This window comes from Burkholderia sp. Ap-955 (assembly GCF_011753045.1).
Taxonomy (GTDB): domain Bacteria; phylum Pseudomonadota; class Gammaproteobacteria; order Burkholderiales; family Burkholderiaceae; genus Burkholderia; species Burkholderia lata_D.
This window is the reverse complement of sequence record NZ_VWWH01000027.1, coordinates 1-26,864: the sequence shown is the minus strand read 5'-3', so window position 1 is coordinate 26,864 and position 26,864 is coordinate 1. Positions and strand designations below refer to the sequence as shown.

24 protein-coding genes are annotated in these 26,864 nt (G+C 67.3%); 5 read left to right on the top strand and 19 right to left on the bottom strand.

The genetic code is table 11. The features are described 5' to 3' along the window. Window positions 1-56: 56 nt before the first annotated feature. The 12 genes from mhpT to F3J15_RS16785 form a co-directional block, all read right to left on the bottom strand. Window positions 57-1,262 (bottom strand): 3-(3-hydroxy-phenyl)propionate transporter MhpT, encoded by a 1,206-nt coding sequence (mhpT, locus tag F3J15_RS16840; RefSeq protein ID WP_166892723.1) that lies wholly within the window; start codon window positions 1,260-1,262, stop codon window positions 57-59. A gap of 197 nt (window positions 1,263-1,459) precedes the next feature. After that, complete coding sequence (locus F3J15_RS16835; RefSeq protein WP_166892721.1) at window positions 1,460-3,367, bottom strand: feruloyl-CoA synthase; 1,908 nt, start codon at window positions 3,365-3,367, stop codon at window positions 1,460-1,462. Continuing rightward, window positions 3,364-4,812 carry an aldehyde dehydrogenase gene (locus tag F3J15_RS16830; RefSeq protein WP_166892718.1) on the bottom strand — a complete coding sequence of 483 codons (1,449 nt, stop codon included), beginning with the start codon at window positions 4,810-4,812 and terminating at the stop codon, window positions 3,364-3,366. The genes F3J15_RS16835 and F3J15_RS16830 overlap by 4 nt, the downstream gene beginning before the upstream one ends. Window positions 4,813-4,882: 70 nt before the next feature. Continuing rightward, window positions 4,883-5,713, bottom strand: coding sequence for a p-hydroxycinnamoyl CoA hydratase/lyase (locus F3J15_RS16825; RefSeq protein WP_166892715.1), 831 nt, complete (start codon window positions 5,711-5,713; stop codon window positions 4,883-4,885). A 235-nt stretch (window positions 5,714-5,948) separates the two neighbouring features. Next, the gene (locus F3J15_RS16820; RefSeq protein ID WP_166892713.1) at window positions 5,949-6,452 is read right to left on the bottom strand and encodes a MarR family winged helix-turn-helix transcriptional regulator; all 504 of its coding nucleotides are present in this window, start codon (window positions 6,450-6,452) and stop codon (window positions 5,949-5,951) included. Between the two features lie 171 nt (window positions 6,453-6,623). Continuing rightward, window positions 6,624-7,526, bottom strand: a complete 903-nt coding sequence (locus F3J15_RS16815) for an SMP-30/gluconolactonase/LRE family protein (RefSeq protein WP_166892710.1) — start codon at window positions 7,524-7,526, stop codon at window positions 6,624-6,626. A gap of 50 nt (window positions 7,527-7,576) precedes the next feature. Then, window positions 7,577-8,596, bottom strand: a complete 1,020-nt coding sequence (araH, locus tag F3J15_RS16810; RefSeq protein ID WP_089475916.1) for an L-arabinose ABC transporter permease AraH — start codon at window positions 8,594-8,596, stop codon at window positions 7,577-7,579. Between the two features lie 32 nt (window positions 8,597-8,628). Continuing rightward, window positions 8,629-10,191, bottom strand: coding sequence for an L-arabinose ABC transporter ATP-binding protein AraG (gene araG, locus F3J15_RS16805; protein ID WP_166892707.1), 1,563 nt, complete (start codon window positions 10,189-10,191; stop codon window positions 8,629-8,631). 20 nt (window positions 10,192-10,211) lie between these two features. Further along, window positions 10,212-11,216, bottom strand: coding sequence for an ABC transporter L-arabinose-binding periplasmic protein (locus tag F3J15_RS16800; protein WP_039340378.1), 1,005 nt, complete (start codon window positions 11,214-11,216; stop codon window positions 10,212-10,214). 85 nt (window positions 11,217-11,301) lie between these two features. Next, a complete protein-coding gene (locus tag F3J15_RS16795) occupies window positions 11,302-12,231 on the bottom strand; it encodes a Gfo/Idh/MocA family oxidoreductase (protein ID WP_069252771.1) in 930 nt (309 codons plus the stop codon). 36 nt (window positions 12,232-12,267) lie between these two features. After that, the gene (locus F3J15_RS16790) at window positions 12,268-13,197 is read right to left on the bottom strand and encodes a dihydrodipicolinate synthase family protein (protein WP_166892704.1); all 930 of its coding nucleotides are present in this window, start codon (window positions 13,195-13,197) and stop codon (window positions 12,268-12,270) included. Between the two features lie 103 nt (window positions 13,198-13,300). Continuing rightward, complete coding sequence (locus F3J15_RS16785) at window positions 13,301-15,052, bottom strand: IlvD/Edd family dehydratase (protein ID WP_069252773.1); 1,752 nt, start codon at window positions 15,050-15,052, stop codon at window positions 13,301-13,303. A 114-nt stretch (window positions 15,053-15,166) separates the two neighbouring features. On the opposite strand from F3J15_RS16785, the gene F3J15_RS16780 reads away from it, so the two are divergent. Continuing rightward, window positions 15,167-16,117, top strand: coding sequence for a LysR substrate-binding domain-containing protein (locus F3J15_RS16780; protein ID WP_166892702.1), 951 nt, complete (start codon window positions 15,167-15,169; stop codon window positions 16,115-16,117). An 84-nt stretch (window positions 16,118-16,201) separates the two neighbouring features. Here the strand turns inward: F3J15_RS16780 and F3J15_RS16775 are convergent, their stop codons facing one another. The 6 genes from F3J15_RS16775 to F3J15_RS16750 form a co-directional block, all read right to left on the bottom strand. After that, window positions 16,202-17,938, bottom strand: a complete 1,737-nt coding sequence (locus F3J15_RS16775) for a ShlB/FhaC/HecB family hemolysin secretion/activation protein (RefSeq protein WP_166892699.1) — start codon at window positions 17,936-17,938, stop codon at window positions 16,202-16,204. A gap of 24 nt (window positions 17,939-17,962) precedes the next feature. After that, entirely contained in the window at window positions 17,963-18,145 is a 183-nt protein-coding gene (bcpO, locus tag F3J15_RS16770; protein WP_240159183.1) for a CDI system lipoprotein BcpO, read from the bottom strand. Window positions 18,146-18,259: 114 nt separating this feature from the next. Continuing rightward, on the bottom strand, window positions 18,260-18,556 hold the full coding sequence (locus tag F3J15_RS16765; RefSeq protein ID WP_166892696.1) for an antitoxin Xre/MbcA/ParS toxin-binding domain-containing protein: 297 nt from the start codon (window positions 18,554-18,556) through the stop codon (window positions 18,260-18,262). A 1-nt stretch (window position 18,557) separates the two neighbouring features. Further along, a complete protein-coding gene (locus F3J15_RS16760) occupies window positions 18,558-18,881 on the bottom strand; it encodes an RES family NAD+ phosphorylase (protein WP_166892692.1) in 324 nt (107 codons plus the stop codon). A gap of 53 nt (window positions 18,882-18,934) precedes the next feature. Continuing rightward, entirely contained in the window at window positions 18,935-19,579 is a 645-nt protein-coding gene (locus F3J15_RS16755; RefSeq protein ID WP_166892688.1) for a glutathione S-transferase family protein, read from the bottom strand. Window positions 19,580-19,608: 29 nt separating this feature from the next. Then, complete coding sequence (locus tag F3J15_RS16750; protein WP_166892684.1) at window positions 19,609-20,085, bottom strand: OsmC family protein; 477 nt, start codon at window positions 20,083-20,085, stop codon at window positions 19,609-19,611. Window positions 20,086-20,216: 131 nt separating this feature from the next. Between F3J15_RS16750 and F3J15_RS16745 the strand changes: the two genes are divergently transcribed. Continuing rightward, window positions 20,217-20,858, top strand: a complete 642-nt coding sequence (locus F3J15_RS16745) for a GntR family transcriptional regulator (RefSeq protein WP_166892681.1) — start codon at window positions 20,217-20,219, stop codon at window positions 20,856-20,858. A gap of 183 nt (window positions 20,859-21,041) precedes the next feature. Here F3J15_RS16745 and F3J15_RS16740 read toward each other — a convergent pair whose 3' ends face one another. After that, entirely contained in the window at window positions 21,042-22,082 is a 1,041-nt protein-coding gene (locus F3J15_RS16740) for a LacI family DNA-binding transcriptional regulator (protein WP_166892678.1), read from the bottom strand. A gap of 189 nt (window positions 22,083-22,271) precedes the next feature. Here F3J15_RS16740 and ugpC point away from each other — a divergent pair, with 189 nt between their 5' ends. The 3 genes from ugpC to F3J15_RS16725 all read left to right on the top strand — a co-directional run bounded on the left by ugpC (window position 22,272) and on the right by F3J15_RS16725 (window position 26,741). After that, a complete protein-coding gene (gene ugpC / locus F3J15_RS16735; RefSeq protein ID WP_166892675.1) occupies window positions 22,272-23,420 on the top strand; it encodes a sn-glycerol-3-phosphate ABC transporter ATP-binding protein UgpC in 1,149 nt (382 codons plus the stop codon). 9 nt (window positions 23,421-23,429) lie between these two features. Next, entirely contained in the window at window positions 23,430-25,418 is a 1,989-nt protein-coding gene (locus tag F3J15_RS16730; RefSeq protein WP_166892672.1) for a beta-galactosidase, read from the top strand. 63 nt (window positions 25,419-25,481) lie between these two features. Next, on the top strand, window positions 25,482-26,741 hold the full coding sequence (locus tag F3J15_RS16725) for an extracellular solute-binding protein (protein ID WP_069252782.1): 1,260 nt from the start codon (window positions 25,482-25,484) through the stop codon (window positions 26,739-26,741). Window positions 26,742-26,864: the final 123 nt, after the last annotated feature.

Here is a 26,864-nt window from a genome sequence, read left to right as displayed (position 1 = left end):
GTCTCCAGACCTTGAGTAAGCGCGCTCTGACGGCGCGCATTGATAAAAACGAAACGTCAGTCGCCGGCTTGCGGGCGGCGAATCAGCACGAATGCAGCGAAGGCCGCGACGAGCGTGACGGGGATGCTCGCGCCGATCACGACCGGTGCGCTGCGGCCCGCGGCCAGCAGCGTCGCGGCCGCGAGCGGCCCGACGACGGAACCGAGCCGGCCGACCGCCACCGCCGCGCCGACACCCGTGCCGCGCATCGCGGTCGGGTAGTAGATCGCCGCGAGCGCATACAGCACCGACTGCCCGCCGACGACGAACATCCCCGCCGCGAACGCGGCCGCCGCGAGCGACGCGAAACCGGGCGCGGCTGCGAGCGCGGCGAGCGACAGCACGATCCCGACGTACATGCCGCCCACCACGCGCGACGCGCGCATCCGGTCGAGCGCCGCGCCGATGCCGAGCGCGCCGAGGCCCGCGCCGACGTTGAACGCGATCTGCACGAGGCCGACGTGCGCGCGATCGAGGCCGCGCGAGGCCATCAGCGACGGCAGCCAGTTCAGCAGGAAGTAGAGGACGATCAGCGTGCAGAAGTAGCTGACCCACAGCGCGACCGTCGACGTGGTGCGCCCGTCGCCGAACAGCGTGCGTGCGACGCTGGACCGCGCGGCCTGCGTGCCCGCTACGTCGAGATACGCACGCGATTCCGGCAGGAACCACACGAGCAGCGGCACGAGCAGCAGCGGCCCCACGCCGCCGACGTAGAAGATGTGCCGCCATTCGGTGTCGCCGGCGAGCAGCACGCCGATCACCGACGCGATCACGCCGCCGAACGGGATCCCGCAGTACATCGTCGCCACCGCGCTGCTGCGCGAGCGCGGCTCGACCGCTTCGGACGACAGCGCGATCAGGTTCGGCATCGCGCCGCCGAGGCCGATGCCGGTCAACACGCGCACGACGACGAGCATCGCGAACGTCGATACCTGCGCAGTGGCGATCGACAGCAGCCCGAACAGTACGACCGATGCGATCAGCACGCGCTTGCGGCCGATCCGGTCGGCGAGCCGCCCGCCGAGCATCGCGCCCGGCAACAGCCCGAAGGTGCCCGCGCTGAACGCGATGCCCATCTGCGATACGGTCAACCCGAATTCGCGCGCCATGCGCGGCGCGGCGACGCCGACCGACTGCAGGTCGAGCCCTTCGAGAAGTGCGATCGCGAAACACAGCGCGAGCGTGGTCGCGACCGTGGATTTTTCCGCAACGTAGGTGTTCATCGTGTCTCCAGTCCCATGTCTTGTAATCGGTCGGCCATGCAACGGCCGCCGCGCGCCGCCAGCCAGTGGCGGGTCGGCGCGCGAGGTGTCGTCCGAACGGTCGCATTTATCAGGCAGCCTGATTAAACGACCGCAACAATGCCTGCCGGTATCGTGGCCGGCCGGTCGTTGTGCGTGTTTGCTTCGTTTGTTGCCGCTTACGCGTAAATCACGTCAGGATCGCGCCGCGCCGGGTCGTACAGCGCGTCGATCGTCGCCGCGCGATGCTTCTGCACGGCCGCCTGGTTCAGCGAACCCTTGTCCGTCACTTCGCCGAGATCGAGCGACGGCGGCGTGTCGATCAGCCGGACTCGCGCGACGAACGTCGAACCGCCGCTCGCGTTCCGGTTCAGCGCGGCCAGCCATGCGGCGAACGCCGCGCGCACCGCCGGCGCGCGCAGCACGTCGGCCACGGAGGCATCGGCGGCCAGCCCCGCCAGCGCACGGCAGGCATCGACGCGCGGAAACACCAGCAAGCCGATGTCGTCACGATTGATCCCGGTGACGACCACGTCCTGCACGTACGGCGCGCCGGTCGACACCGCGTTCGCGCGCAACGGCCCGACGCTGACGAACGTGCCGCTGCTCAGCTTGAAATCCTCGGTCAGCCGCCCGTCGAAGAGCAGCCCGAGTTCCGGCCGCTCGGGATCGGCGAACACGCCCGCGTCGCCGCTGCGGTAATAACCTTCGTCGTCGAATACGTCGCGCGGATCGACGTCCGCATGCCAGTAGCCGCGCATCACGTTGGGCCCCTTGAAGCGCAGTTCGTGCTTGCCGCCGCACGGCACGAGCTTCGCGTCGCAGCCGGGCGCGGGCAGCCCGATATAGCCGGCGCGCATCAGCGGCCCGGTCGTGAACAGGCACGACGGCGACGCCTCCGTCATCCCGAGGCCGGCCATGATCCGGATGCGCTCGCCGCAATGCGCTTCGGTCACGCGGTCGAGCCGGTCCCACGCGGCCTGCGACAGCCCCGCGCCGCCGAAGAAATACAGCTTCACGCGCGAGAAGAACGTCGCGCGCAACTCGGCATCGCGTTCGAGCGCGACGGTCAGCTCTTCCCAGCCCTTCGGCACGTTGAAGTAGATCGTCGGCGCGATCTCGCGCAGGTTGCGCACGGTTTCGTCGAAGCGGCCAGGCATCGGACGGCCGTCGTCGATATACAGCGTGCCGCCGTTGTACAGCGCGATGCCGAGGTTGTGGCTGCCGCCGAACGTGTGATTCCACGGCAGCCAGTCGACCAGCACCGGCGGTTCGCGCGTCAGTTCGGGCATCGTCTGGCGCAGCATCTGCTGGTTGCTGCACAGCATCCGGTGCGTGGTCGGCACGGCCTTCGGCTGCTTCGTCGAACCGGACGTGAACAGGATCTTTGCAAGATGGTCGGGGCCGACCGCCGCGTGGATCGCGTCGATCGTGCGCGGGACGGTGGCGAGCAGGTGCGAGAGCGGCACCACGCGGCCCTTTCCGTCGGCGTCGACATCGGCATCGCGCGCGACGATCAGCGCCACATCGGCCGGCAACGTGGCGTCGAGCGCACGCGCGAACGGCGCGCGTTCGGCGACGAACACCGCACCCGGCTTCAGCACGCCGAGCGTGTGACGCAGCTTGCCGTAGTCGGTCGACACCAGCGAATACGCAGGCGAGATCGGCGAGTACGGCACGCCGGCCAGCATCGCCGCGAACATCAACTGCAGGTGTTCGAGATCGTTGCCGGACAGCACCGCGAGCGGACGCTCGGCCGACAGCCCGAGATCGACGAGGCCCTGCCCGATCGCGCGGGCGCGTTCGAGCATCTGCGCGTAGGTGATCTCGATCCAGTTCCCGTCGGCGCCGCGCCGCGCGGCCAGCACGCGGTCGGGATGCGCCTGCGCGCCCCGCACGAGGCAGTCGGTGATGCGTGTCGGGTAATCACCGAGCGGCTCGCGGGAGCGCAGGTACCAGGTGCCGTCGTCCGCGCGGCGAATCTCGGCCGCGCCAACGGCGACGGCCGCTGCGCGGTAGCGCACGCCGCTCGTGTCGTTCACCGGCGCGCTGGCGAGCGTCGCATCATTCATCGTCGGCTCGCTCATATGGGGTAGTGCCGCGGCGTGGTCTGCACGGTGATCCAGCGCAGCTCGGTGAATTCGGCGATCGACGCACGGCTGCCGAAGCGGCCGTAGCCGCTCGCCTTCGTGCCGCCGAACGGCATCTGCGCCTCGTCGTGCACGGTCGGGCCGTTGATGTGGCAGATCCCCGATTCGATCCGTCGTGCGACCGCCATCGCGCGCGCGATGTCGCGGCTGAACACACTCGCCGACAAGCCGAACTCGCTGTCGTTCGCGAGCGCGACCGCTTCGTCGTCGTTGTCCGCACGCAGGATCGCAACGACCGGCGCGAACGATTCCTCGCGATACAGGCGCATGTCGCGCGTCACGCCGTCGACGATCGCCGGCTGCATCGTCGCGCCTTCCACGCGGCACCCGAGCGGCAGCTGCGCACCCTGCGCCCGCGCATCCTCGACGAGCGATGCCGCGCGAGCGGCAGCCGTCGCGTCGACCATCGTGCCGAGCGGATGGCCGGCCAGCGGATCGCCCGCGACCAGCGTGCGGGCCTTCGCGGCGAGACGTTCGACGAGTGCATCGGCAATCGGCCGCGCGGCGATCACGCGCTCGGTCGACATGCAGATCTGCCCCTGGTTGAAGAACGCGCCGAACGCGATCGCGTCGACGGCCGCGTCGAGATCGGCATCCTCCAGCACGAGCACGGGCGCCTTGCCGCCGAGTTCGAGCAGCACCGGTTTCAGGTGGGCCGCCGCGTGGCGCGCGATGATACGCCCGACATGCGTCGAGCCGGTGAAGTTGATCCGCTTCACGTGCGGATGCGCGATCAGCCGCTCGACGAGTTCGGGTGCATCGGCCGCCGCATGCGTGATCACGTTGACCACGCCCGCGCCGAGCCCCGCTTCGTCCAGCACCGCGCCGATCAGCGCATGCACGCCCGGGCACGCTTCGGACGCCTTCAGCACGACCGTGTTGCCGCACGCAAGCGGCATCGCCAGCGCTCGCGTGCCGAGGATCACCGGCGCGTTCCACGGCGCGATGCCGAGCACGACGCCGCACGGCACGCGCATCGCGAGCGCGAGATTGCCCGGTACGTCGGACGGAATCACGTCGCCGGCGATCTGCGTCGTCATCGACGCGGCCTCGCGCAGCATGTTCGCCGCGAGCGTCACGTTGAAGCCGATCCAGCCGGGCGTCGCGCCGGTTTCGGCCACGCCGGTCGCGATGAACGCGTCGATGCGCGCGTCCATCAGGTCGGCCGCCTTCAGCAGCCGGCGGCGCCGCTCGGTCGGCGCGAGCGCCGACCACGCCGGAAACGCGCGGTGCGCGGCGTCGATCGCCGCGTCGGCGTCGGCAATGCCGGCCGCCGGCGCGCGCGACGCGAGCGTGCCCGTCGCGGGGTTGAAGCGATCGAAAGTGCGGCCGTCGCGAGCGTTGCACCACTCGCCGCCGATCAGCATTCGTCTGTCGGTCATGTCGTCTCCTGCCTTGCCTGTCTCTTGCGATTACGCCGGCGGGAAGCCGGCGGCTGCGTCCGCGCTTCTATCAGCGCTTGTATGCCTGCAGGCCCGGCTTGATCGTCTTGTCGTCGAGGAACTGCTTCAGACCCTGCTCGCGGCCGCGCTCCGGGTCACGCAGCTGCGCCTGGTCGAGCTTCGCATACAGGTAATCCTCGCACTGTTCCCACGTGAGTTCGCGCGAACGCTTGAAGCCGTGCTTCGCCGCGCGCAGCACGACCGGGTTCTTGTCCATCAGCCGCGCGGCGAGCGCGATCGTCGCTTCACGCAGTTCGGCCAGCGGCACGCTGCTGTTCACGAGGCCCATGTCGGCGGCTTCCACGCCGGTGAACGTGTCGCCGGTCATGATGTAGTGCAGCGCGCGGCGGTGCCCGACCGTGTCGGCCATCGCCTTGCTGACGAGGTTGCCCGGCGGGATGCCCCAGTTGATCTCCGACAACCCGAATACGGCTTCGTCCGCCGCGATCGCGAGGTCGCACGCGACGAGCGGCGAGAAACCGCCGCCGAAGCACCAGCCGTTCACCATCGCGATCGTCGGCTTGTTGTACATCCGCAGGCGGCGCCATTGCCATTCCGATGCGTCGCGGCGCACTTTTTCCTGCAGCGCGTCGGAGCCGCCGTCGATCTCGCGGAAATATTCCTTCAGATCCATGCCGGCCGTCCACGCGGCGCCCGCGCCGGTCAGCACCAGCACCTTCGCTTCATCGTCGAACTCGACCGCGTCGAGCACTTCCAGCATCTCCCGGTTCAGCGTCGGGCTCATTGCGTTGCGCTTCTCAGGACGATTCAGCGTGACCCACGCGATGCCGGCCTCCACCTTCACTTCAACGGTCTGCCAGCGGTTGTCGTACTTGCTCATGTCTGTTCCTGTCGTTCGTTTCCAGTGCGATTCGGTGCGCAGCATCCCTGCTGCGGACGACTTCATTTAATATCAGGCTACCTGATATTGCAAGCGGCACGAGCGCCGGTGTAAACCCGGAGCGGAACGCGGAGACAGCGGCGGGGAAATCAGGGAGCGGTCGGGCGGCCGTCGATGGCGCGGACGAAGCGAACGCGGGCCGGGCGGACCCGCATCGTGAAAATCGGGGAAGCGGTCAGCCGCGCAGGTTGCGCGAGAACAGTTCGAGCGCGCGCTGCACGTGCGCGGCGTCGTCGGCCGAGATGTCACCCAGCATGCGGGCCTCGAGCGGGCGCAGCACGGCTTCACATTCACGCAGCATCGCCGCGCCTTCGTCGGTCAGCGTCAGCAGGATGATGCGGCCGTGCGACGGGTCGGCTTCACGCGTGACGAAGCCGCGGGCGGCCATCACGCTCATCACTTCATTCGCCGATTGCGGCGTGATCCACGAGCGCTCGGCCAGTTGCGCGTTCGACGATGCGCCGCGCGCCTCGAGCACCGACAGCGCCGTGTACTGCGCGAGCGTGATGCCGAGCGGCGCGAGCGCGTCGGTCATGTGGCGGCGCAGCAGCCGGTCGAGACCGCCGATCACGTAGGTCAGGCGCTGCTGCACGCGCGCCTTCGGCTTGTCGCCCGTCGAGCGGGCGGCGGGCTTCGTGGCGTTTTTCGGGTTCGCGGGTTTGGTCGGTGCGGAACTCATGGTGCGGGCGGGATGGAATTGCGGGCCATCTTACCAGCACGTCAGAAGGCGAACGGCGGTTCCAGGCATGCCGGACAGCCGCTGCGCACTCGCGCGCGCGTGGCGGACCGCCGGCCTGGACGCGAAACCCGCTGCTTCAGCAGCATCCCATGAACGGCATCCCGTACGCGATCAGCCGCGCGGCGTCCCCGCGAACCGCGCCGTCGCCATCCCCGCGTGCCGCGTCTGCGCGACGAACACGCCACCCGCATGCGGGTCGTCGACCAGCGCATCGTCACTCGACCCGATGCGCGCGCTCGTCACGTACAGGCGGCCTTCACCGTCGAGCGCCGTGCAGCTCGGCTGCGCGGTCGGTACGGTCACGCGATCCGTCTCGACACCGTCCGGCCCGTAGCGCACCACACGCCGGCCGCCCCACTGTGCGTTCCACAGGCCGCCGTCGCGATCGACGATCGAGCCGTCCGGATCGCCGTCCGCATCGGTCAGCCGCGCGAACGACCGCACGTTCGCGACATCACCGCCCGCACGGTAATCGCACACGAAAATCTCGCGCACCAGCGAATCGCAAAAGTACATCTTCGTGCCGTCCGGCGAGAACCCGATGCTGTTCGCAATCGCGGCCGCAGGCAACGCAAGGCGTTCGAGCGTGAGATCGGCATTGAGCCGATAGAACCCGCCGACCGCTTGCGGCGGCTCGCTGCCTTCGTCCTTCATCCCGAACACGAACGCGCCGGAACCGTCGCAGCGCCCGTCATTCAGCCGCGTCGGCAGTTCAGGCTCGACGTCGACGATCCGAGTAAACGCGCCGCGCCGCAGATCGAAGAACGCGAGATGCGTCGCGAGCCCGACGAGCAGCACGTCCGGGTCGTCGGTCAGCGCGAAGCACGCGAGCCGTTCGGGCATCGCCCACTGCATGAGATCGGAACCGTCCGCGCGGCAGCGCCACAGCTGCGCGCCTTCGATGTCAACCCAGTACAGCGCGTGCGTTCTGTCGCACCACGTCGCGCCTTCGCCGAGCGTGTTGCGGCTGTCGGCCAGCAGCGTCGCCGACGCGCCCGGATGAGTCTGTTGCATGCCGTCTCCCGATATTCGTCGTTTATGCAGGCGGCCGCGCGTGGTCGAAATCAGATCTTCATCGCGCGCCGCTGGTTGCGACGATACTGGTCGAACAGCACCGCGAGCAACAGAATTCCGCCGCGTATCAGATATTGGTAAAACGTCGGCACGTTCAGCAGGCTCATCGCGTCCTGGACGGAGCCCATGATCAGCACGCCGACCAGCACGCCGGAGATCGTCGCGACGCCGCCCGTCAGCGACACGCCGCCGAGCACGCATGCGGAAATCACGCCGAGCTCGAGGCCGACCGACGTCTTCGGGTCGCCGAGGCTCATCCGCGACGCGAGCATCACGCCGGCAAAACCGGTCACGAGCCCCTGCAGCACGAACACGGTGATCTTGATGCGCATCACCGGCAGCCCCGCGAGCAGCGCGGCCTCGCCGTTGCCGCCCACTGCGAGCACGTTCTTGCCGAATACCGTCTTGCGCAGCAGGAAGCCGAACACGACGAAGCCGACGATGTTGCTCCAGATCGGATACGAGATGCCGAGGAACGATCCGCCGCCGAGATCGAAGAAGCGTTCCTCGGAGATCATCACCGCGTCGCCGTTCGACGTGATGAAGGCGAGCCCGCGCACGACTTCCATCATCGCGAGCGTGACGATCAGCGAGTTGATCCGCCAGCGCGCGATCAGCACACCGTTGACGAGCCCGACCGCGCCGCCCGCCAGCACGCCGCCCGCGATGCCGAGCACGACGCTGTGCGTCGCGGTGATCAGCGTCGACGCGACGACGCCCGAGAACGCGACGATCGACGCGACCGACAGGTCGACTTCGCCGAGCGCGAGCACGAACATCATCGTCACCGCGATCGAGCCGATCAGCGTGACCGACAGCAGCAGGCCCTGGATGTTGCGCGGCGTGAGGAAGTCCGGCACGGTCAGCGACAGCGTCGCGAACAGCACGAGAAACACCATCACGATGCCGGAGCGGTTGATCAGCTGCCACACGCCGCCGCGCGCTCGCGCGGGTGCGACGGCGGCATCGGGGGACGGGGAAGTGCGTTGGGGTTGCATTGCCTGGCTCATTTCGTTTGCATCCGGTTGATCGTTGCGGGGCGCTAGCGCGGCAGTGCGAGCTTGATCAGCGCATCGGGCGTCGCCTGCGCCTTCGCGACCTCGCCCGCGATCCGCCCTTCCTTCATCACGATGATCCGGTCCGACACGCCGATCACCTCGGCCAGGTCGCTCGACACGAGGATCACCGTGCGGCCCGCTTCCGCGAGTTCGTAGAACAGGTTGTAGATTTCCGCGCGCGCACCGACGTCGATGCCGCGCGTCGGCTCGTCCATCAGGAACACGTCGATGCGCTCGGCCAGCCAGCGCGCGAGCACGACCTTCTGCTGGTTGCCGCCGGACAGCGCGCCGATCGGCGTGTCGCCGTCGCGGGTCTTGATCGCGAGCCGCTCGATGTAGCGTTGCGCGAGCTCGCGTTCGCGCCGCCCGTCGAGCAGCACCCGCGCCGGGCTGAAATGCCGGCGCGCGCTGATGTTCAGGTTGTCGGCCACCGACGCGATCGCGACGATGCCCTCCTGTTTGCGGTCTTCCGGGCACAGCGCGAGGCCGGCGCGCACCGCGTCGCGCGGGCTGCCGAATGCAACCCGCTTCCCGTTCAGCTCGACGTGCCCCGCACTCGGGCGCGCGGCGCCGTACAGCAGCTTCATCAGCTCCGAGCGGCCCGCGCCGACGAGCCCGAAGAAGCCGACGATCTCGCCGCGCCGCGCGGTGAACGACACGGGTTCGGACAACCCGGGCCCCGCCAGCCCTTTCGCCTCGATCAGCACGTCGCCGGCCGTGCGCGGCCGGTAGCCGTACACGTCCTCGATCGAGCGGCCGACCATGCAGCCGATCAACCGGTCGCGGTCGAGATCGGTCACGGAATCGAACGTGTCGATGCGGCGGCCGTCGCGGAACACCGTCACGCGGTCGCACAGTTCGTACACTTCCTCCATCCGGTGCGTGACGTAGATGATCGCGCGGCCTTCCGCGCGCAGCGCGCGGATGATCCGGAACAGCTGCGTGGTTTCGCGCGCGGACAGCGAACTCGTCGGTTCGTCGAACGCGATCACACGCGCGTCGCGCATCAGCGCCTTGCCGATCTCGATCATCTGGCGCTGGCCGATCGACAGATACTTCACCGGAATACCCGGATCGATGTGCTCGCCGAGCCGCTCCAGCGCATCGAGCGCGCGCGCGGCAAGCGTGCGTTCGTCGACCACGCCGAGCCGGCTCGGCAATTGCCCGAGCATCAGGTTTTCGGCGACCGTCAGCTCGGGCACCAGATGCAGTTCCTGGTAGATGATCGCGATGCCGGCCTCCAGCGCTGCCCGCGTCGACGCGAAGCGCTGCACCGTGCCGTTCAGCGTCAGCGTGCCGGCCTGCGGCTGGTTCACGCCGGAGAGCACCTTCAGCAGCGTCGACTTCCCCGCGCCGTTCTCGCCCATCAGGCCGTGCACTTCGCCCGCGCGCACCGACAGCGACACGGCGTCGAGCGCGCGCACGCCCGGGAACGTCACCGTGATGCCGTCGAGCGCGAGCAGCGGGCCGCCCGGCGGCGACGCGACGGCATCGCCGCCGGTGCCGCCATCATTGCCGGATACGACCGTCATCGTCTGCGTCGTCATCGCGTTCTCGCCTCGTGCCCTTAGATGCCGAGCTCGGCGCGCACGGCCTGCCAGTTCGCACGCGTCATCAGCTTGCCGCTCGTCTGCGTGTCGGCCGGCGGCGTCTTGCCGTCGCGAATCCATTCGACGAGGTTCTGCGTGCTGTCCTTGCCGTGGTTCGTCGAGCTGACGGCGATCGTCCCGTAGAAGCCGGTCGGCTCCTTCTTCTGGAATTCGGCGAACGCCTCGCCCGCGCCGTTGATGCCCACGCCGATCACGTCGGCCGCCGGGATGTGCAGCTGCTCGGTCGCGCGCACCGCGCCGAGCACGGTTTCCTCGTTCAGCGCGTAGACCACCCACTTCTTCACGTTCGGATGGCGCGCGAGCACGGGCGCGGCCGCGCTGAAGCCGCCTTCGTCGTCGGTCGTTTTCTGCGGCGCATCGAAGATGTTCTCCTTGCGGAAACCGTTCGCGAGCAGCGCCTGCGTCGCGCCGTCGGTGCGCAGCTTCGCGGTCGGCAGCTCGTAGTTCGTGATCCGCAGCGCGCCGACTTCCTCAGGCTTCCAGCCGCGCCGCTTCATCTCGTCGGAAATGGCCTGGCCGACCTGGTTGCCGATCTTGGTCGCCGACATCCCGAGGTGCGGCACGTTCGGCAGCGGCTTGCCGGTCGAATCGACGAGCTGGTCGTCGACGGTCACGAACTTCATGTTGTAGCGCTTCGCACGCGCGGCGATCGCCGGGCCGAGGCGCACGTCCGGCGCGCAGATCACGAAGCCCTGCGCGCCCTGCGAACCGAGGTTGTCGATCGCGGCCAGCACCTTCTCGCCGTCGGGCGTGCCGATCTTCACGACCGAGAAATTCTCCTTCTGGCCGAGCGCGGAGGCCGCGTTCTGCTCGTTGATGAACCAGGCCTGCTCGGGCATCTTCACCAGGAAGCCGATCTTCAGCGGCGCGTCGGCGCGCGCGGCGCCCTGCATGCCGAGCGGCGCGATGCAAAGCGCGGCCAGCAGCGCGCGCAAGGTATGTCGGCGAATCGTGCGGTTCATGTCGTGTCTCCTTTGTATCGGCTGATGCCGTGATGTGTGCCGTAATCCATCATTCGTCGCGCGCTTCGTGCGGAAGCGCGCATGTTCAGCGGCCGAACGCGTCGGTCTGCACGCGCCGGCCGAACAGGAAGGCATCGGCGACGAGCCGCAGCGGCCGCACGTCGACGTCGCTTTCGCCACGCGCGATCAGCGCATGGAAGTGCGCATACAGCGCCGGATATTCGCGCTCGGGCCCGACCTCGACCGGCTCGCCCGCAATCGACAATTGCGCACCGCCGCGGCTGATCGCGAGCACGCCGTCGGCCGTATCGACCGCGATCTCCCATTGCTCGACCGGGCCATGCCGCCAGTCGAATTCCGCGCGCACCGGCACGCCGTCGGTATCCGCGCAATCGAGTTCGGCGGCAATCGGTGTCTGCACGTCGCTCGGCACGATGAGCGTCGCCTCGCGCAGCACCAGTTCGCGCGGCAGGATTCGCGTGACGATCGACAGCGCGTTGATGCCCGGGTCGAACACGCCGAGGCCGCCCGGCTCCCAGATCCATTGCTGCCCCGGATGCCAGCGCCGCACGTCTTCCTTCCAGCGCACCTGCACCGCGCGGATCGCGCGCGTCGCAAGCCACGCGCGGGCCGGCTCCACGGCGCTCGCGCAGCGCGAATGCCAGGTCGCGAACAGCGTGAGGCCGCGCTCGCGTGCGAGCGCTTCCAGTACGGCCACTTCGCCGAGCGTCGCACCCGGCGGCTTTTCGAGCATCACGTGCTTGCCGGCTTCGAGCGCGGCGCGCGCCTGCGCATAGCGCACCTGAGGCGGCGCGCACAGCGACACGGCGTCGAGCTCGCGCTCGGCGGCCAGCAGCGCGCGCAGATCGCGATAGTTGCGCACCCCGGTGACTTCCGCGTGACGGCTCGCGCACGCGGTCAGCCTGAAACCCGGTTCGGCGTCGATCGCCGGCAGATGCTGGTCGCGCGCAATCTTGCCGATGCCGACGACCCCCAGCGAAACCTGATCACTCATCGTGCATGCCTCCTTCGCGAATCGTTCGGTGACCGTTCAGTGCGCCCAGCGCAGCACGAGCGGATCGAGCCGGTGCGCGATCGCGAGCAGTTCCGCGCGCGTGTCCGGATGCAGTTCCGGCATCGGATGCCGCGGCCGCTCGCACGCGATCACGCCGCCTTCGCGCATCAGCGCCTTCGCGGTGAGGATCCCGGACTGGCGGTTCTCGTGGTTGATCAGCGGCAGCCATGCCTGGTAGCGCGCGTAGGCGTCGTTGTGCCTGCCGTCGCGCCACGCTTCGAGGATCGGCCGGATGCCGTCCGGAAACCCGCCGCCCGTCATCGCGCCGGTCGCGCCCGCGTGCAGATCGGCGAGCAGCGTGATCGCCTCCTCGCCGTCCCACGGCCCTTCGATTGCATCGCCGCCGAGCCGGATGAGCTCGCGCAACTTGTTCGCGGCGCCCGGCGTCTCGATCTTGAAGTACGCGACCTGCTCGATCTCGCGTGCCATCCGTGCGAGGAACGGGGCCGACAGCGCGGTGCCGCTCGCGGGCGCGTCCTGGACCATGATCGGGATCGCGATCGCGTCGGACACGCGGGCATAGAACTCGAAGATCCGCGCTTCGGGCACGCGGAACGTCGCGCCGTGATACGGCGGCATCGCCATCACCATCGCCGCGCCGAGCTGCTGCGCACGCAGGCTGCGCGCCGCGCACACCTGGGTGCTGTAATGCGACGTCGTGACGATCACCGGCACGCGGCCCGCGACGTGCTCGAGGATCGTGCGTGTGAGCACGTCGCGTTCGTCGTCGGTGATCGCGAACTGCTCGGAGAAGTTCGCGAGGATGCACAGCCCGTCCGAGCCCGCGTCGATCATGAAATCGACCGCGCGCTTCTGGCTCGCGAGGTCGAGTTCGCCGGTGTCGGTAAACGTCGTCGGAACGACGGGGAAGATGCCGCGATAGCGCGGCGTGCTGCTCGATGTCATGGTTCGCGTCCTGCTTCGGCCTCGGTGACGACCGGCCGTCTTGCGTTTACGGTTTCACGTTGCGCGGGCCCGGAAAGCCCGCAACCGGCTGCCGCGCAGCCGCTCAATGCGAATGGCTCGGCACTTCCGCGCCGCGCGTGCCGACCAGGAAGTCGAGGTCGCACCCCTCGTCGGCCTGCAGCACGTGATCGATGTACAGCCGTGCGTAGCCGCCCTTGCCGAGCTGGCCGGCCACGCCCGGCGCCGCGGTCGGATCGACGTCCGACAGGCGGCGCTGCAGTTCGTCATCCGTAATGTCGAGATGCAGCGTGCCGGCCTCGCAATCGAGCTCGATCCAGTCGCCGTTGCGCACGGCCGCGAGCGGCCCGCCGGCGGCGGCTTCCGGCGCGACGTGCAGCACGACCGTGCCGTACGCGGTGCCGCTCATCCGCGCATCGGAAATCCGCACCATGTCCTTCACGCCCTGGCGCAGCAGCTTCGGCGGCAGCCCCATGTTGCCGACCTCGGCCATCCCCGGATAACCGCGCGGCCCGCAGTTCTTCAGCACCATCACCGAGCTCGCATCGATGTCGAGCGCCTCGTCGTTGATCGTCGCCTTGTAGTGGTCGAGGTTCTCGAACACCACCGCGCGGCCGCGATGCTTGAGCAGCTCGGGGCTCGCCGCCGACGGCTTCAGCACCGCGCCGCGCGGCGCGAGATTGCCGCGCAGGATGCGGATGCCGCCGTCCGCGATCAGCGGCCGGTCGAGCGGGCGGATCACCTCGTCGTCATAGTTCGGCGCTTCGCGTACGTTGTCCCACAGCGACTTGCCGTTCACCGTCAGCGCGTCCGGGTTCGGCAGCAGCCCGCCTTCGCCGAGCCGGCGCAGCACCGCCGGCAGCCCGCCCGCGTAATAGAACTCTTCCATCAGGAAGCGCCCCGACGGCATCAGGTCGACGATCGTCGGCGTGTCGCGGCCGATGCGCATCCAGTCTTCCAGCTCGAGCGGCACGCCGATGCGGCCGGCGATCGCCTTCAGGTGAATCACCGCATTCGTCGAGCCGCCGATCGCCGCATTCGCGCGGATTGCGTTCTCGAACGCCGCCCGCGTGAGGATCTTCGACAGCACGAGCCCTTCGAGCGCCATCTCGACGATGCGGATGCCGGACATGTGCGCGAGCACGTAGCGGCGCGAATCGACGGCCGGAATCGCCGCGTTGTGCGGCAGTGCGACGCCGAGCGCCTCGGCCATGCACGCCATCGTCGACGCGGTGCCCATCGTGTTGCAGGTGCCGGCCGAGCGCGACATCCCGGCTTCGGCCGACAGGAAGTGATGGACATCGATCTCGCCGGCCTTCAGCGCTTCGTGCAGTTGCCACACGGCGGTGCCGGAGCCGATGTTCTTGCCCTCCAGCTTGCCGTTCAGCATCGGGCCGCCGGACACGACGATCGCCGGCACGTCGCAGCTCGCCGCGCCCATCAGCAACGCGGGCGTCGTCTTGTCGCAGCCGGCGAGCAGCACGACCGCGTCGATCGGGTTGCCGCGGATCGCCTCCTCGACGTCCATCGACGCGAGGTTGCGCGTGAGCATCGCCGACGGGCGCAAGTTCGATTCGCCGTTCGAGAACACCGGGAACTCGACCGGGAAGCCGCCCGCCTCGGAGATCCCGCGCTTCACGTGCTCGGCGAGCTTGCGGAAGTGCGCGTTGCACGGCGTCAGTTCGGACCACGTGTTGCAGATGCCGATGATCGGCCGGCCGTCGAACTCGTGATCGGGGATGCCCTGGTTCTTCATCCAGCTCCGGTACATGAAGCCGTTCTTGTCGTTCGTGCCGAACCATTGGGTGGAGCGCAGCCTGGGTTTCGTTGCCGACATCGTCAGTCCTGTGGTGACGGGATACCGGCGCAGTCTAGGCAGAATTTTGATAACTGGCTAATGACGTTTTTGGCGATTACGATATCGATTCCGATATCGATATAAACCCGTACGATGCCCGAAGCCAGCCCGTGGGGAAACCGTGGCCGCCTGAAGACGCGCCAGCTTCTGCTGGTCGTCGCGCTCGCCGACGAAGGCAGCATTCACCGCGCGGCGGCCGCGCTGAACATGACGCAGCCGGCCGCGTCGAAGCTGCTGCGCGAACTCGAGGAATCGATCGGCGCGGTGCTGTTCGAGCGCCTGCCGCGCGGGATGCGGCCGACGCTCTACGGCGACGCGCTGATCCGCCACGCGCGTGCGGCGCTCGGCAGCCTCGACCAGGCGCACGAGGAGCTGGCCGCGCTGAAGGCCGGCCATCTCGGCCATGTGGCGGTGGGGGCGATCACGTCACCGGGCCTGCGGCTCGTACCGCCCGCCGTTGCCGCGGTGAAGGGCACCCACGCGGGCCTGCACGTGTCGGTCGAGATCGACACCAGCAACGTGCTGCTCGAACATCTCGCGCAAGAAAAGATCGACATCGTGCTCGGCCGGCTCTCCGCCGAACACGACAAGCTGCGGCTGCGCTACGAGCCACTGACCGGCGAATCGGTCGCCGCCGTCGTGCGGCCCGGCCATCCGCTGCTCGCGCAGGCGCCGCTGTCGCTCGCGGACGTGCAGCGCGCCGAATGGGTCGTGCCGCCGGCCGGCAGCGTGCTGCGCCACCGCTTCGAACTCGTGTTCCAGCGCGCGAGCCTCGCGCCGCCGGCGAACCTCGTCGAGACGTCCGCGCTGCTGTTCATCACGCAACTGCTCGAACAGAGCGACATGATCGCCGTGCTGGCCGAGGACGTCGCGCGCTACTACGCGCGGCACGGGATCGTCACGCTGCTGCCGCTGGAGATGGATTGCCGGATGGACGATTTCGGGATCATCACGCGCACCGACCGGCTGCATTCGCCGGCCGTCGCGGTGATGGCCGACGCGATCCGCGCGGCTGCGCGGGAGGTGTATGGGGTCGCGCTGTGACGACGGTGCCGGATTCCCGGACGCCCGCGAAGCGTCTTGCCCTTTCGATCGAAATTCTTCCGTTGGGAAGTTCGTAGGGGGTCATCAGAACTGTGCCGTGACCTGAAAGCCAACCGTCACGCGTGCCGTAGGAAACCCGGATGGCTTGTAGATCGGCGTTCCGGCAAACAGGTCGTAACCGTAGGCGCCCAATCGAGTCGCGACACTGCCCTTCACGCCTATCACTGCGCCCGCTAGCTGCGTGCCGACGAGGGTGACGGGCTGCGGGCCCCATACGCGGCCGTAGTCGATGCCCACGTATACCGCCTGCCCGGTTTGGCCGATCGGCGCCTGCAGTTCGTTGCGCCAATAGAAGCCGCGGGAGGCGGCCAGCATCGTCTCCCCGTCGAATCCACGGACGGTGTAACGACTGCCGATCGTCAGATCGTCGATGTAGTACAGCGTGTTGCCCGTGTATTGTCCGTGGAACGTCGTCACGTAGCGGAACGGCTGCTGCGCGATTGCGAACGGCACCGACAGATTCGCATCGAGGACGGCCATCTTGTAACGGTAGGTCGGGCCGCCGTCTGCCGCGAGGCTGTCGTCCTGTGCGCCGAACGCGCCGATACCCTGCCGGTAAGCGAGCGTCCCGTCGAACTGCGCATTGCCGAAATAATGGCGATCGGTCAGGCCGAACTCGACGAACGTGTTGTTGCGGCGCTGCTGCGGAATTTCCGTGTCCTCGATGAAGCTTTGCCCGAACCGGCGCGACAAGCGAAACTGCGCACCGAACACGTCGTTCTGGCTACGCGACAGCACGCGGTTCAGCTTGAAATCGACTGTCTTTGAATTGCCGCTCGCGATGAACGTCTGATTCACGCCAGCGATTTGCTGGTAGTACGTGTTGGTGTACGCCGATAGTGTGGCGGTCCAATAGCCCCACGGGATCGAGTAGAAGCCGTTCCAGCCATGCGAGCCGAGTCGCTTGTCGCCGAATTCCAGATCCTGGCTCACGCCAATGTTGAAGATATCGTTCAGGCCAAGGGGATTGTCGATACCGAGCGACAAGTTGCCCTGAAGGCGGCCCGTCGCGCGCGTGCCCGAGTTGTCGATCGAAGCGACGACCGTCCAGGGTTTAGTGCGCTTTACGTCGAGCACCACGTCGCTTTCGCCGGGAACGTTGGCGGGGACGATCTGCATCGATACGTCCTGGCTCGATACGCGCTTCATCTGTTCGAGGCCTTGTTCGAGGTCGCGCAGGTTCAGCAGTTCGCCGTCGCGGGTCGGGAAGGCGGTTTTCCACGTGCCGCGGAGCTTCTCGTCGGCAAAATGCACATGGCGGATTACGCCAGGGATCAGTGAAAACTTGAGGGTGCCAGTCGACAGATCCTGTTCGGGCAGCAGCACGCGCGTCGTCACATAACCGCGCGCCAGGATCGCTTGCGACAAGCCTTTGACGAGCAAATCGAGACCCTGTTTGCCAACGCACTCGCCCGCGTAGTGCCCAAGCCATTCACGCGCGAATGCGAAACGATCCATCGGCAATGCCGATGCGCCTTGCGATTTCAGGGAAGCAGGCAGCGCATCGGGTACTTCGAGTACGAAACGCTCGATCCGAAAGCAAGGCGTTTCAGAAGGCAGCGTTGGATACTCAGCACTTCGCACCACTTCCGATCGCACCCCGGGCGCGGAGACTACCCGTTCACGCTCTCGTGCCTCTTCCTGCTGTCGGGTTTGTTGGTCGTTGCCCGGAACGATGAGACGGGGAGCTTCTTGCGCCGACACTGCCATTGGTATCAGCCATGCGACCGACAGCAGGACGGCCGGGGTACGGATTGTCATAGATGTGGTGTTGTTAGTTCGATCTTATGGCTTGGGTGCAAGGTGTCCCGGAATCCAAACCCATTCGGTGCCGCTCCATTTCCAGAAGCCCATAACCCAGATCGTGCTCGACCAAGAGGGCAATACGGGTTCCATTTCCGGCTTTGGCGGGGGGCGCGGTGGCGCATCCGGTGGTACGGTCTCGCACGCTGCGAAAAGCGCCAGCATCGCGAGCGGCAGGCCCCTCAACACCGACCTAACTCTCATATCAACCCGCTCCTTGAGCGCGCCCGCAAAAAATGTTTGGCCCATTTTTTGTCCATAGTAATTGAGCGCATCCGTTCAATTAGGCTCGTTACGCTTTCCCATTGCCGGCCACCATGGGTTCGAGATCAATATCCATCGAATCTCGGCTCTTCCTTTTTCGGATTTTAGAAGGTCAATTGGCCTTCTTTTCTTTAACGCCGGCACCTTGTAATCCAGCCATGTGACGGACTCTTCCTTCAGACACCCCCAAATAGCAACTGCTAGATCTGAATCTGAAACAAGACGAGACAACTCTCTCGTTACATCGTTGTCGATCCATTCCGTTCTCATGAACTCTACAAATCCATCCCATCCTTTCGGAATATCTTCCATGTCAATTCTTACCCAATGATTTAAATGAAATCAAATTGACCCCACTTCGGTTCTGTGCAGATGGCGCCAAGATAGCTTGATAGCCTTGATCTCTCGCCCAATTGCTAATAGCTTGCGTCGCGTCATAAGCAGCGCCCCCGTGACTCGACTGAGTGATCTGGTCCAACGTCACCCCTAAAGCTTGGCGAGCAGTTGGATCGGTCAAATCAAGTACGTTGTTCACTACAAAATCTTTGGTTACCAGCACTTTGCCATTGAGAGGCACATAACTAGCCACTTCCGCATAGGCGGTTTGTTGCGAGGTGCCGGCATAAACAGCGCACAAGGGTCTTCCGAGATTTGTCGGAAGTCACCCCTTCAACCAGAGCGTACGCTCCGTTACACCCAAGGCTGCACGAGCCCTTCGGTCTGCAACGCCCGCTGGATCGCCGGGCGCGCGAGCACCCGCTGCAGATAGCCGCCGAGTACCGGACGCTGCCGCGCCGGCTCGGCAAAGCCGCGCGTCCAGCGGCACAGCATCAGCGCATACGGATCGAGCACCGTGTAGTGCGCACCGAGCAGCCAGGGGCCGCCGCTCGTCTCCAACTGGCGGTCGAGCTGATCCAGCAGCGCCGCGATTTTCGCCTCCGCGTGTGCCTTCACCTGCGCGGCGCCCGCCGCGTTGCCCACATCGACCCAGCGCTCCGGATAGAAATACGCGATCAGTGTCGTCTGGAGCGTGTTGGTGAGCCACATCAGCCATTTATAGAACTGCGCGCGCTCCGGCGTGCCGAGTTCAGGGGCAAGTCGCTGCTCGGGATGCGTATCGGCGAGATGCAGGCAAATGGCGGCGGCTTCGTACAGCACCAGGTCGCCGTCGATCAGCACCGGGATGAGCCCGTTCGGATTGAGCGCGAGGTAGTCCGGCGACTTGTGCTGGTCGTGCGTGCGGTCGACGAATTCGAGTTCGAACGGCTTGCCGATTTCTTCCAGCACGATGTGCGGCGCCATGCTGGCATTGCTGGGGTAGTAGAAGAGCTTCATCGTCGATTTCACTCAGGCGGGTGTCGGCGTCACGCGGCGGCGAACTCGATCACCGGTTCGCAGCGGATCGGGAAGTTGACCGAGTTCGCGATATAGCACTTCGCGTGCGCATCATGATGCAGATGTGCTGCCCGCTCGCGATCGTCGCCGGCCCGGATCGTCACGTGCGGGCGCAGCACGATTTCCGTAAAGCGGCCTTCATCGGCACCGTCGAGCATCGTGCCTTCCGCGTTGTCGACATAGGCAAGCACGCGAATACCCGCTTCCGAGCACAGATGCAGGTACCAGAGCTTGTGGCATGCCGATGCCGACGCCAGCAGCAGGTCTTCCGGATTCCAGCGCGCGGCATCGCCGCGAAACGCCGGGTCCGACGAACCGGGAATATCCGGCTTGGAACCGGCGCGGATCAGATGATCCCGCCCGTACTCGCGATACCCCGACGTGCCGGTGCCGCGATTGCCCGTCCACTCTATTGCGACGCGATACTTGTGTTCGCCAGATGCCATCTCGCTCTCCATTGATGTGGGTTGCTTCGGCCGGGCCGGATGTCGTTTGACGAAGCCCGCCTGCGATCACCATTTTGGCACCGGATGTCCGTTTGGTATACCATTATTCCAAATTGACGGAACAAGCAGGCATGGAAGCCAAACTCGATTCCACGGCGGACGCGGTCGCCGCCTCGTTGCGGGACATGATCATCAACGGCGAGTTCGAAGCCGGCGAGCGGCTCGTCGAGCGCGACCTGGCCGACCGGTTCGGCATCAGCCGGATTCCAATGCGCGAGGCAATCCAGCGCCTGGAGCGCGAAGGCTTGCTGGACATCTTCAGGAATCGCGGCGCCGTCGTGCGCATGCTGAGTGCATCGGACGTGCAGGAAATCTACGATCTGCGCGCGCTGCTCGAAGGCGACGCGATCTACCGGAGCGTGAAGCGGCTCGACGACGAGACGCTCGCGCGCGCCGAGCTCGTCCATCGTTTACTTGGCGATGCGGCCGTCCCGCGCCGGCAGGGCGAACTGAACCGCGAATTCCACGCGCTGCTGTATTCATGCTGCGGCAACGCTCGGCAGTTGAAGACGATCGCGGAGCTGCGTAGCCAGGTCGAACGGTACGAGCGCCTGCAGGCCACGCTGCTCGCCGATACGCCGTCGTTCCAGGTCGAGCACGAGGAGATCCTGCAGGCCTGCCGCGAACGCAATGCGCGTGCGGCTCGGTCGATGACGGTCGCGCATCTGGAATCGGCCAGAAGCATCGTGATGCAGCTCGTCGAAGGCGGGTGAGGACGGCGGTGCGTTTGTCGATTGCCGCTTGCCGCTTGCCGCTTGCCGCTTGCCGCTTGCCGCTTGCCGCTTGCCGCTTGCCGTTTGCCGCTTGCCGTTTGCCGTTTGCTAAGGCGGGCGCCACCCGATGCCGGGTCGCAACGATCACGACAGCGACCTCAACCTACTCGCCGCCGCCACGCATCAAACCGACGGCGTCGCGCCCCCGCCCGCCACACGACCAGTCGTACCCCTCACCACCAGCCTCGGCAGCGACGCGGTCCGCACGCGCGATGCCGCGTCGCTGTGACCACCCGCCTCGCGCAGCGCATTGAGCAGTTCGACCGCGAGCCCGGCGGCCTCGGCGGTCGGGATCGCAACGGTCGTCAGCGTGGGCCGCGTGTCGCTGGCCAGATGAATGTCGGTGATCCCGACGATCGACAGGTCATCGGGCACACGCCGGCCGCGATCGGCCGCCGCATGCATCGCGCCGATCGCCGGCAGGTCGTTGGTCGCGACCAGCGCGGTCAACCGCGGATGCGCATCGAGCAACCACCCCGCCGCGCGCACGCCGCCTTCGATCGAATCAGGCTCGGCCGCGACGATCGACGCATCGAGCCCCGCTTCGCGCATCACGTCGACGAAGCCGTCGTAGCGCGCCGCCTGCACGCCGCTCGCCGACCCGCCGACGATCACGCCGATGTGCTCATGGCCCAATTCGAGCAGATGCCGCGTCGCGATCCGCCCCGCCTCGCGGAAATCGATTGCCACGCACGGCAACCCGTCGGGCGGCGCCTCCGGCCGCTCCCACAGACACAGCACGACCGGCACGCCGCGCGCCGCCACGTCGAGCAGATCCGGCAGATGCAGGTTCGCATTGGTCACGAGAATCCCTTCGGAGATCGTGCCAGCAATCTGGTCGAGATACGCACGCCCTTGCAACGGATCTTCGTTCGTATTGCAGACGATCAGGAACTGCCCGTTGCGCCGCACCGCACGCTCGACCGCCAGCGCGAACTCCGGATAGAACGGGTTCGCGATGCTCGACACCATCAGCGCGACCGTCGGCGCGCGCCCTTCCGCCAGCGCCCGCGCGGCGAGATGCGGCCGATACCCGAGCGCCGCCACGGCCTCCAGCACCCGCGCACGTGTCGCCTCGCCCACCCGGCCGCGGTCGCGCAGCACGTTCGACACGGTCGCGGCCGTCACGCCGGCGCGGCGCGCCACTTCATCCAGGGTTGCCATCGCTTGCTCACTATATGAGACGTCTATCCAGTATTTGCTTCGCTCACCGAAGCGGCGCACTATCGCCCCACACCCTGCCGCCCGACCGACGGGCGCGACTCGGCCGCGATCGCATCGCCTCTTTTTTTGATCGCGATGATTAAGCGCTTAATCAACGATTTAAGCGCATTAGAACATGGAGCGGAGACAATGGCGAGCATCTCGATGCGGCGCGTGCAGAAAGCCTATGGCGATCACGCGCCGGTCATTCGCGACGTCGATCTGGAGATCGGCGCGCACGAGTTCTGCGTGTTCCTCGGGCCGTCCGGATGCGGCAAGTCGACGTTGCTGCGGATGATCGCCGGGCTCGAGGATCTGAGCGCGGGCGAGCTGTCGATCGACGGCCGCCGTGTCGACGACGTGCCGGCCGCCGAACGCGGCGTCGCGATGGTGTTCCAGAGCTACGCGCTGTTTCCGCACATGACGGTCTACGAGAACATGGCGTTCGGGCTGAAGCTCGCCCGCGTGCCGAAGGCCGAGATCGACCGGAAGGTGCGCGACGCCGCGCGCATCCTGCAGCTCGACACGCTGCTCGATCGCAAGCCGAAGGCGCTGTCGGGCGGGCAACGGCAGCGCGTCGCGATCGGCCGCGCGATCGTGCGCGAGCCCGGCGTGTTCCTGTTCGACGAACCGCTGTCGAATCTCGACGCGGCGCTGCGCGGCCAGACCCGCGTCGAGATCGCGAAACTGCACCGGCAGTTCGAGCGCGCGAGCGTCGTCTATGTGACGCACGACCAGACCGAGGCGATGACGCTCGCCGACAAGATCGTGCTGTTGCACGCTGGCGCCGACACCGCGCAACACGGCAGCATCGCGCAGGTCGGCGCGCCGCTCGACCTCTATCACCACCCTGCCAGCCGCTTCGTCGCGGGCTTCATCGGCTCGCCGCGGATGAATTTCCTGCCGGCCGCCGTGACCGCGTGCGACGCGCAGCGCACGAGCGTCACGCTCGTGCCGTCCGGCGAAACCTTCACGCTGCCGCGCGACGGCTCGGCGCTGAACGCCGGCGCCGCCGTGACGCTCGGCATCCGCCCCGAACACCTGACGCTCGGCGCCGCGCTCGACGCGACGACGCTCGCGCGCGACGTCGTGCTCGTCGAACGCCTCGGCGAGCAGACCTACGTGCACCTCGACCCGCCCGGCGGCGCGCCGCTGATCGCGAAGGTGCCCGGCGACGCGCAGGTGCGCACCGGCGAACGCGTGCACGTGCACGCGCCGGCCGCGGCCTGCCACCTGTTCACCGAAGACGGCCGCGCGGTACCCACGCGCGCCGATATCCCCGTCCATCACTACGCTTAAAGGATCGGCATGCGCCTCGGAGTCTGCTACTACCCGGAACACTGGCCGGAATCGATGTGGGCGGATGACGCCCGCCGGATGAAAGCGCTCGGCATTGAGCAGGTGCGGATCGCCGAATTCGCGTGGAGCCGCATGGAGCCGTCGCCCGGCGAATACGACTGGGGCTGGCTCGACCGCGCGGTCGACGTGCTCGGCGCGGCCGGCCTCGAAATCGTGATGTGCACGCCCACCGCCACGCCGCCGAAATGGCTGGTCGACCTCCATCCCGACATCCTCGCGATCGGCGCGGACGGCCAGCCGCGCAAGTTCGGCTCGCGCCGCCACTACGATTTCTCGTCGCCGACCTATCTCGAAGCATCGCGCCAGATCTGCACCGCGGTCGCCGAACGCTACGGCCGCCACCCGGCCGTGCGCTACTGGCAGACCGACAACGAGCTCGGGTGCCACCAGACCGTCGTCAGCTACTCGCCGGCCGCGCTCGTGCGCTTCCGGGCGTGGCTGAAGGCGCGCTACGGCACGATCGACGCGCTGAACCGCGCGTGGGGCACCGTGTTCTGGAGCATGGAGTATCGCCATTTCGACGAAGTCGACGCGCCCGTCGGCACCGTGACCGAAGCCCATCCGTCGCATCGCCTCGACTACCGGCGCTTCGCGTCCGACGAGCTCGCGCGCTATCACCGGATGCAGGTCGACGTGATCCGCGCGCATTCGCCGGGCCGCCCGGTTGCGCACAACTTCATGCAGCTGTTCACCGAGTTCGATCACTACGAAGTCGCGCGCGACCTCGACATCGCGACCTGGGACAGCTATCCGCTCGGCGCACTCGAGGAGCAATGGTTCGCACCCGACGTGAAAGCGCGCTGGCTGCGCACCGGCCATCCCGACTTCGCGTCGTTCAATCACGACCTCTATCGCGGCATGTCGAAGCTGCCGTTCTGGGTGATGGAGCAGCAGCCCGGGCCTGTGAACTGGGCGCACTGGAACCCCGCGCCGCTGCCGGGCATGGTGCGGCTGTGGAGCTGGGAAGCGTTCGCGCACGGCGCCGGCTGCGTGTCCTACTTCCGCTGGCGGCAAGCGCCGTTCGCGCAGGAACAGATGCATGCGGGCCTGAACACACCCGACAACCGGCTCGACGAAGGCGGCCGCGAAGCGCAGCGCGTCGCACAGGAGATCGCCGCCGTGCTCGACGCCGATGCCGACGCGAACGGCGCGGTACGCGCCCCCGTTGCGCTGGTGTTCGACTACGAGGCGAAGTGGCTGTTCGAAGTGCAGCCGCAGGGCGCCGATTTCCACTACCCGCGCTTCGCGTTCGAGTACTACTCGGCGTTGCGCTCGCTCGGCCTCGACGTCGACATCGTTTCCGCGCATGCGCCGCTCGACGGCTACCGGCTCGTCGTCGTGCCGCCGCTGCCGATCGTGCCGGACGATTTCGCGTCGCGGCTCGCCGCATCGGGCGCGCACGCGGTGTTCGGGCCGCGCACCGGCTCGAAGACCGCCGACCTGCAGATTCCGCCGGCGCTGCCGCCCGGCCCGCTCGCGTCGATCCTGCCGATACGCGTGTGGCGCGTCGAATCGCTGCGGCCGAACGCGACCGAGCGGATCGACGGCACGCTGCGCGACGGCGCGGCGTTCACCGGCGATGCGCGTCACTGGCGCGACCTCGTCGAGCTGAACGGCGACGACGCACGCAACGTCGTGCGTGCACGCTTCGCCGACGGTCACCCGGCCTGCGTGTCACACGGCACGCTGCACTACTGGGCCGCGCTGTTCGACGACGCGACCACCGCCCGGCTGCTCGCCGACGTCGCGGCCGAGGCCGGCCTCGCGCCCGCGCCGCTCGGCGACGGCGTACGCGTGAGCCGGCGCGGCGGCCTGACCTACGTTTTCAACTATGGCGACGCGCCGCACACGATCGACACGGTGCCGCCGTCCGCGTTCGTGCTCGGCACGGCGCAAGTCGGGCCGCAAGACGTGGCCGTGTATCGAAGCCGTTCGTAGCAACCGCCACCGGCGCCACGACGCGCCGGTCACGCACAACGACACCCAGGACTGGAGACACGTATGACCCATCGCCCCCTTCGCACCGCCGCCCGGCTCGCCACGGCCGCCGCTGTCGCATTGGCATCGCTCGGCATGACGGCGCCCGCCGATGCCGGCACGCTGACCATCAACATCGCGTTCAAGGGCGCCAGCCAGCGCGCGGTCTGGCAGTCGACGATCGAAGCGTTCCACAAGGCCCATCCCGACATCGACGTGAAGCCGACCTTCGTCGACGAGGAAGCGTACAAGGTGCAGCTCCCCGCATGGCTCACGACCGTCGCACCGGACGTCGTGAACTGGCACGCCGGCGAACGGATGGCGTACTACGCGAAGCGCGGGCTGTTCGAGGACCTGAGCGGCGACTGGACGAAGAACGGCTGGGGCACGATGTACGCATCGACGCGCGACGCATCGTCGTACAACGGCAAGCAATACGCCGCGCCGACCGTCTACTACTCGTGGGGGCTGTTCTACCGCAAGGACCTGTTCCACAAGGTCGGCATCGCCGACGAGCCGAAGACGTGGGACCAGTTTCTCGACGCGTGCAAGAAGCTGAAAGCGGCCGGCATCACGCCGATCGCGATCGGCGGCCGCGATGCGTGGACCCTCGCCGGCTGGTTCGACTATCTCGACCTGCGCCTGAACGGCAACGTGTTCCACCAGCAGCTGATGGCCGGCGACGTGCCGTACACCGACCCGCGCGTGAAGAAGGTCTACACGACGTGGAAATCGCTGATCGATGCGGGCTACTTCATCGACAACGCGCTGTCCTACGATCTCGACGGCGCGCAGCCGTTCCTGTTCCAGGGCAAGGCCGCGATGATGCTGATGGGCACCTTCATCGCGGCGGGCTTTCCGCCGAACGTGAAGCAGGAAATGGGCTACTACCGCTTCCCGATCATCGACCCGAAGGTGCCGACCGCCGAGGACGGCCCGGTCGAATCGCTGCACATCCCGACGAAGGCGAAGAACAAGGCCGACGCGCACACGTTCCTCGCGTTCGTCGAAACGCCCGAGATGGGCGCGAAGCTCGCGGAGGGGCTCGGCTCGCTGTCGGCCAACAGCAAGTCGCCGGAACCGGCCGATCCGATCTCGCGCATCGGCTTCCGGATCCTTGCCGACACGAAGGGCGGCGTCGCGCAGTTCTACGACCGCGACATGACGAAGGAAATGGCCGACGAGGGGATGAAGGGCATGCAGCAGTTCCTCGCGAATCCCGCGCAGCTCGATACGGTGCTCGCGCAACTCGAACAGACCCGCAAGCGGATCTACAAGAAGTGACCGCGTGACCCAACCGGCGGCCCCGTGCCGCCGTGCCCGTTCAGGAGGCTTGCCGTGTCCAGTCCGATCACGTCCACCCCGCCCGCCGGCGCGGGCGCCGCGCCGCCGCCGCGCGGCGCATCC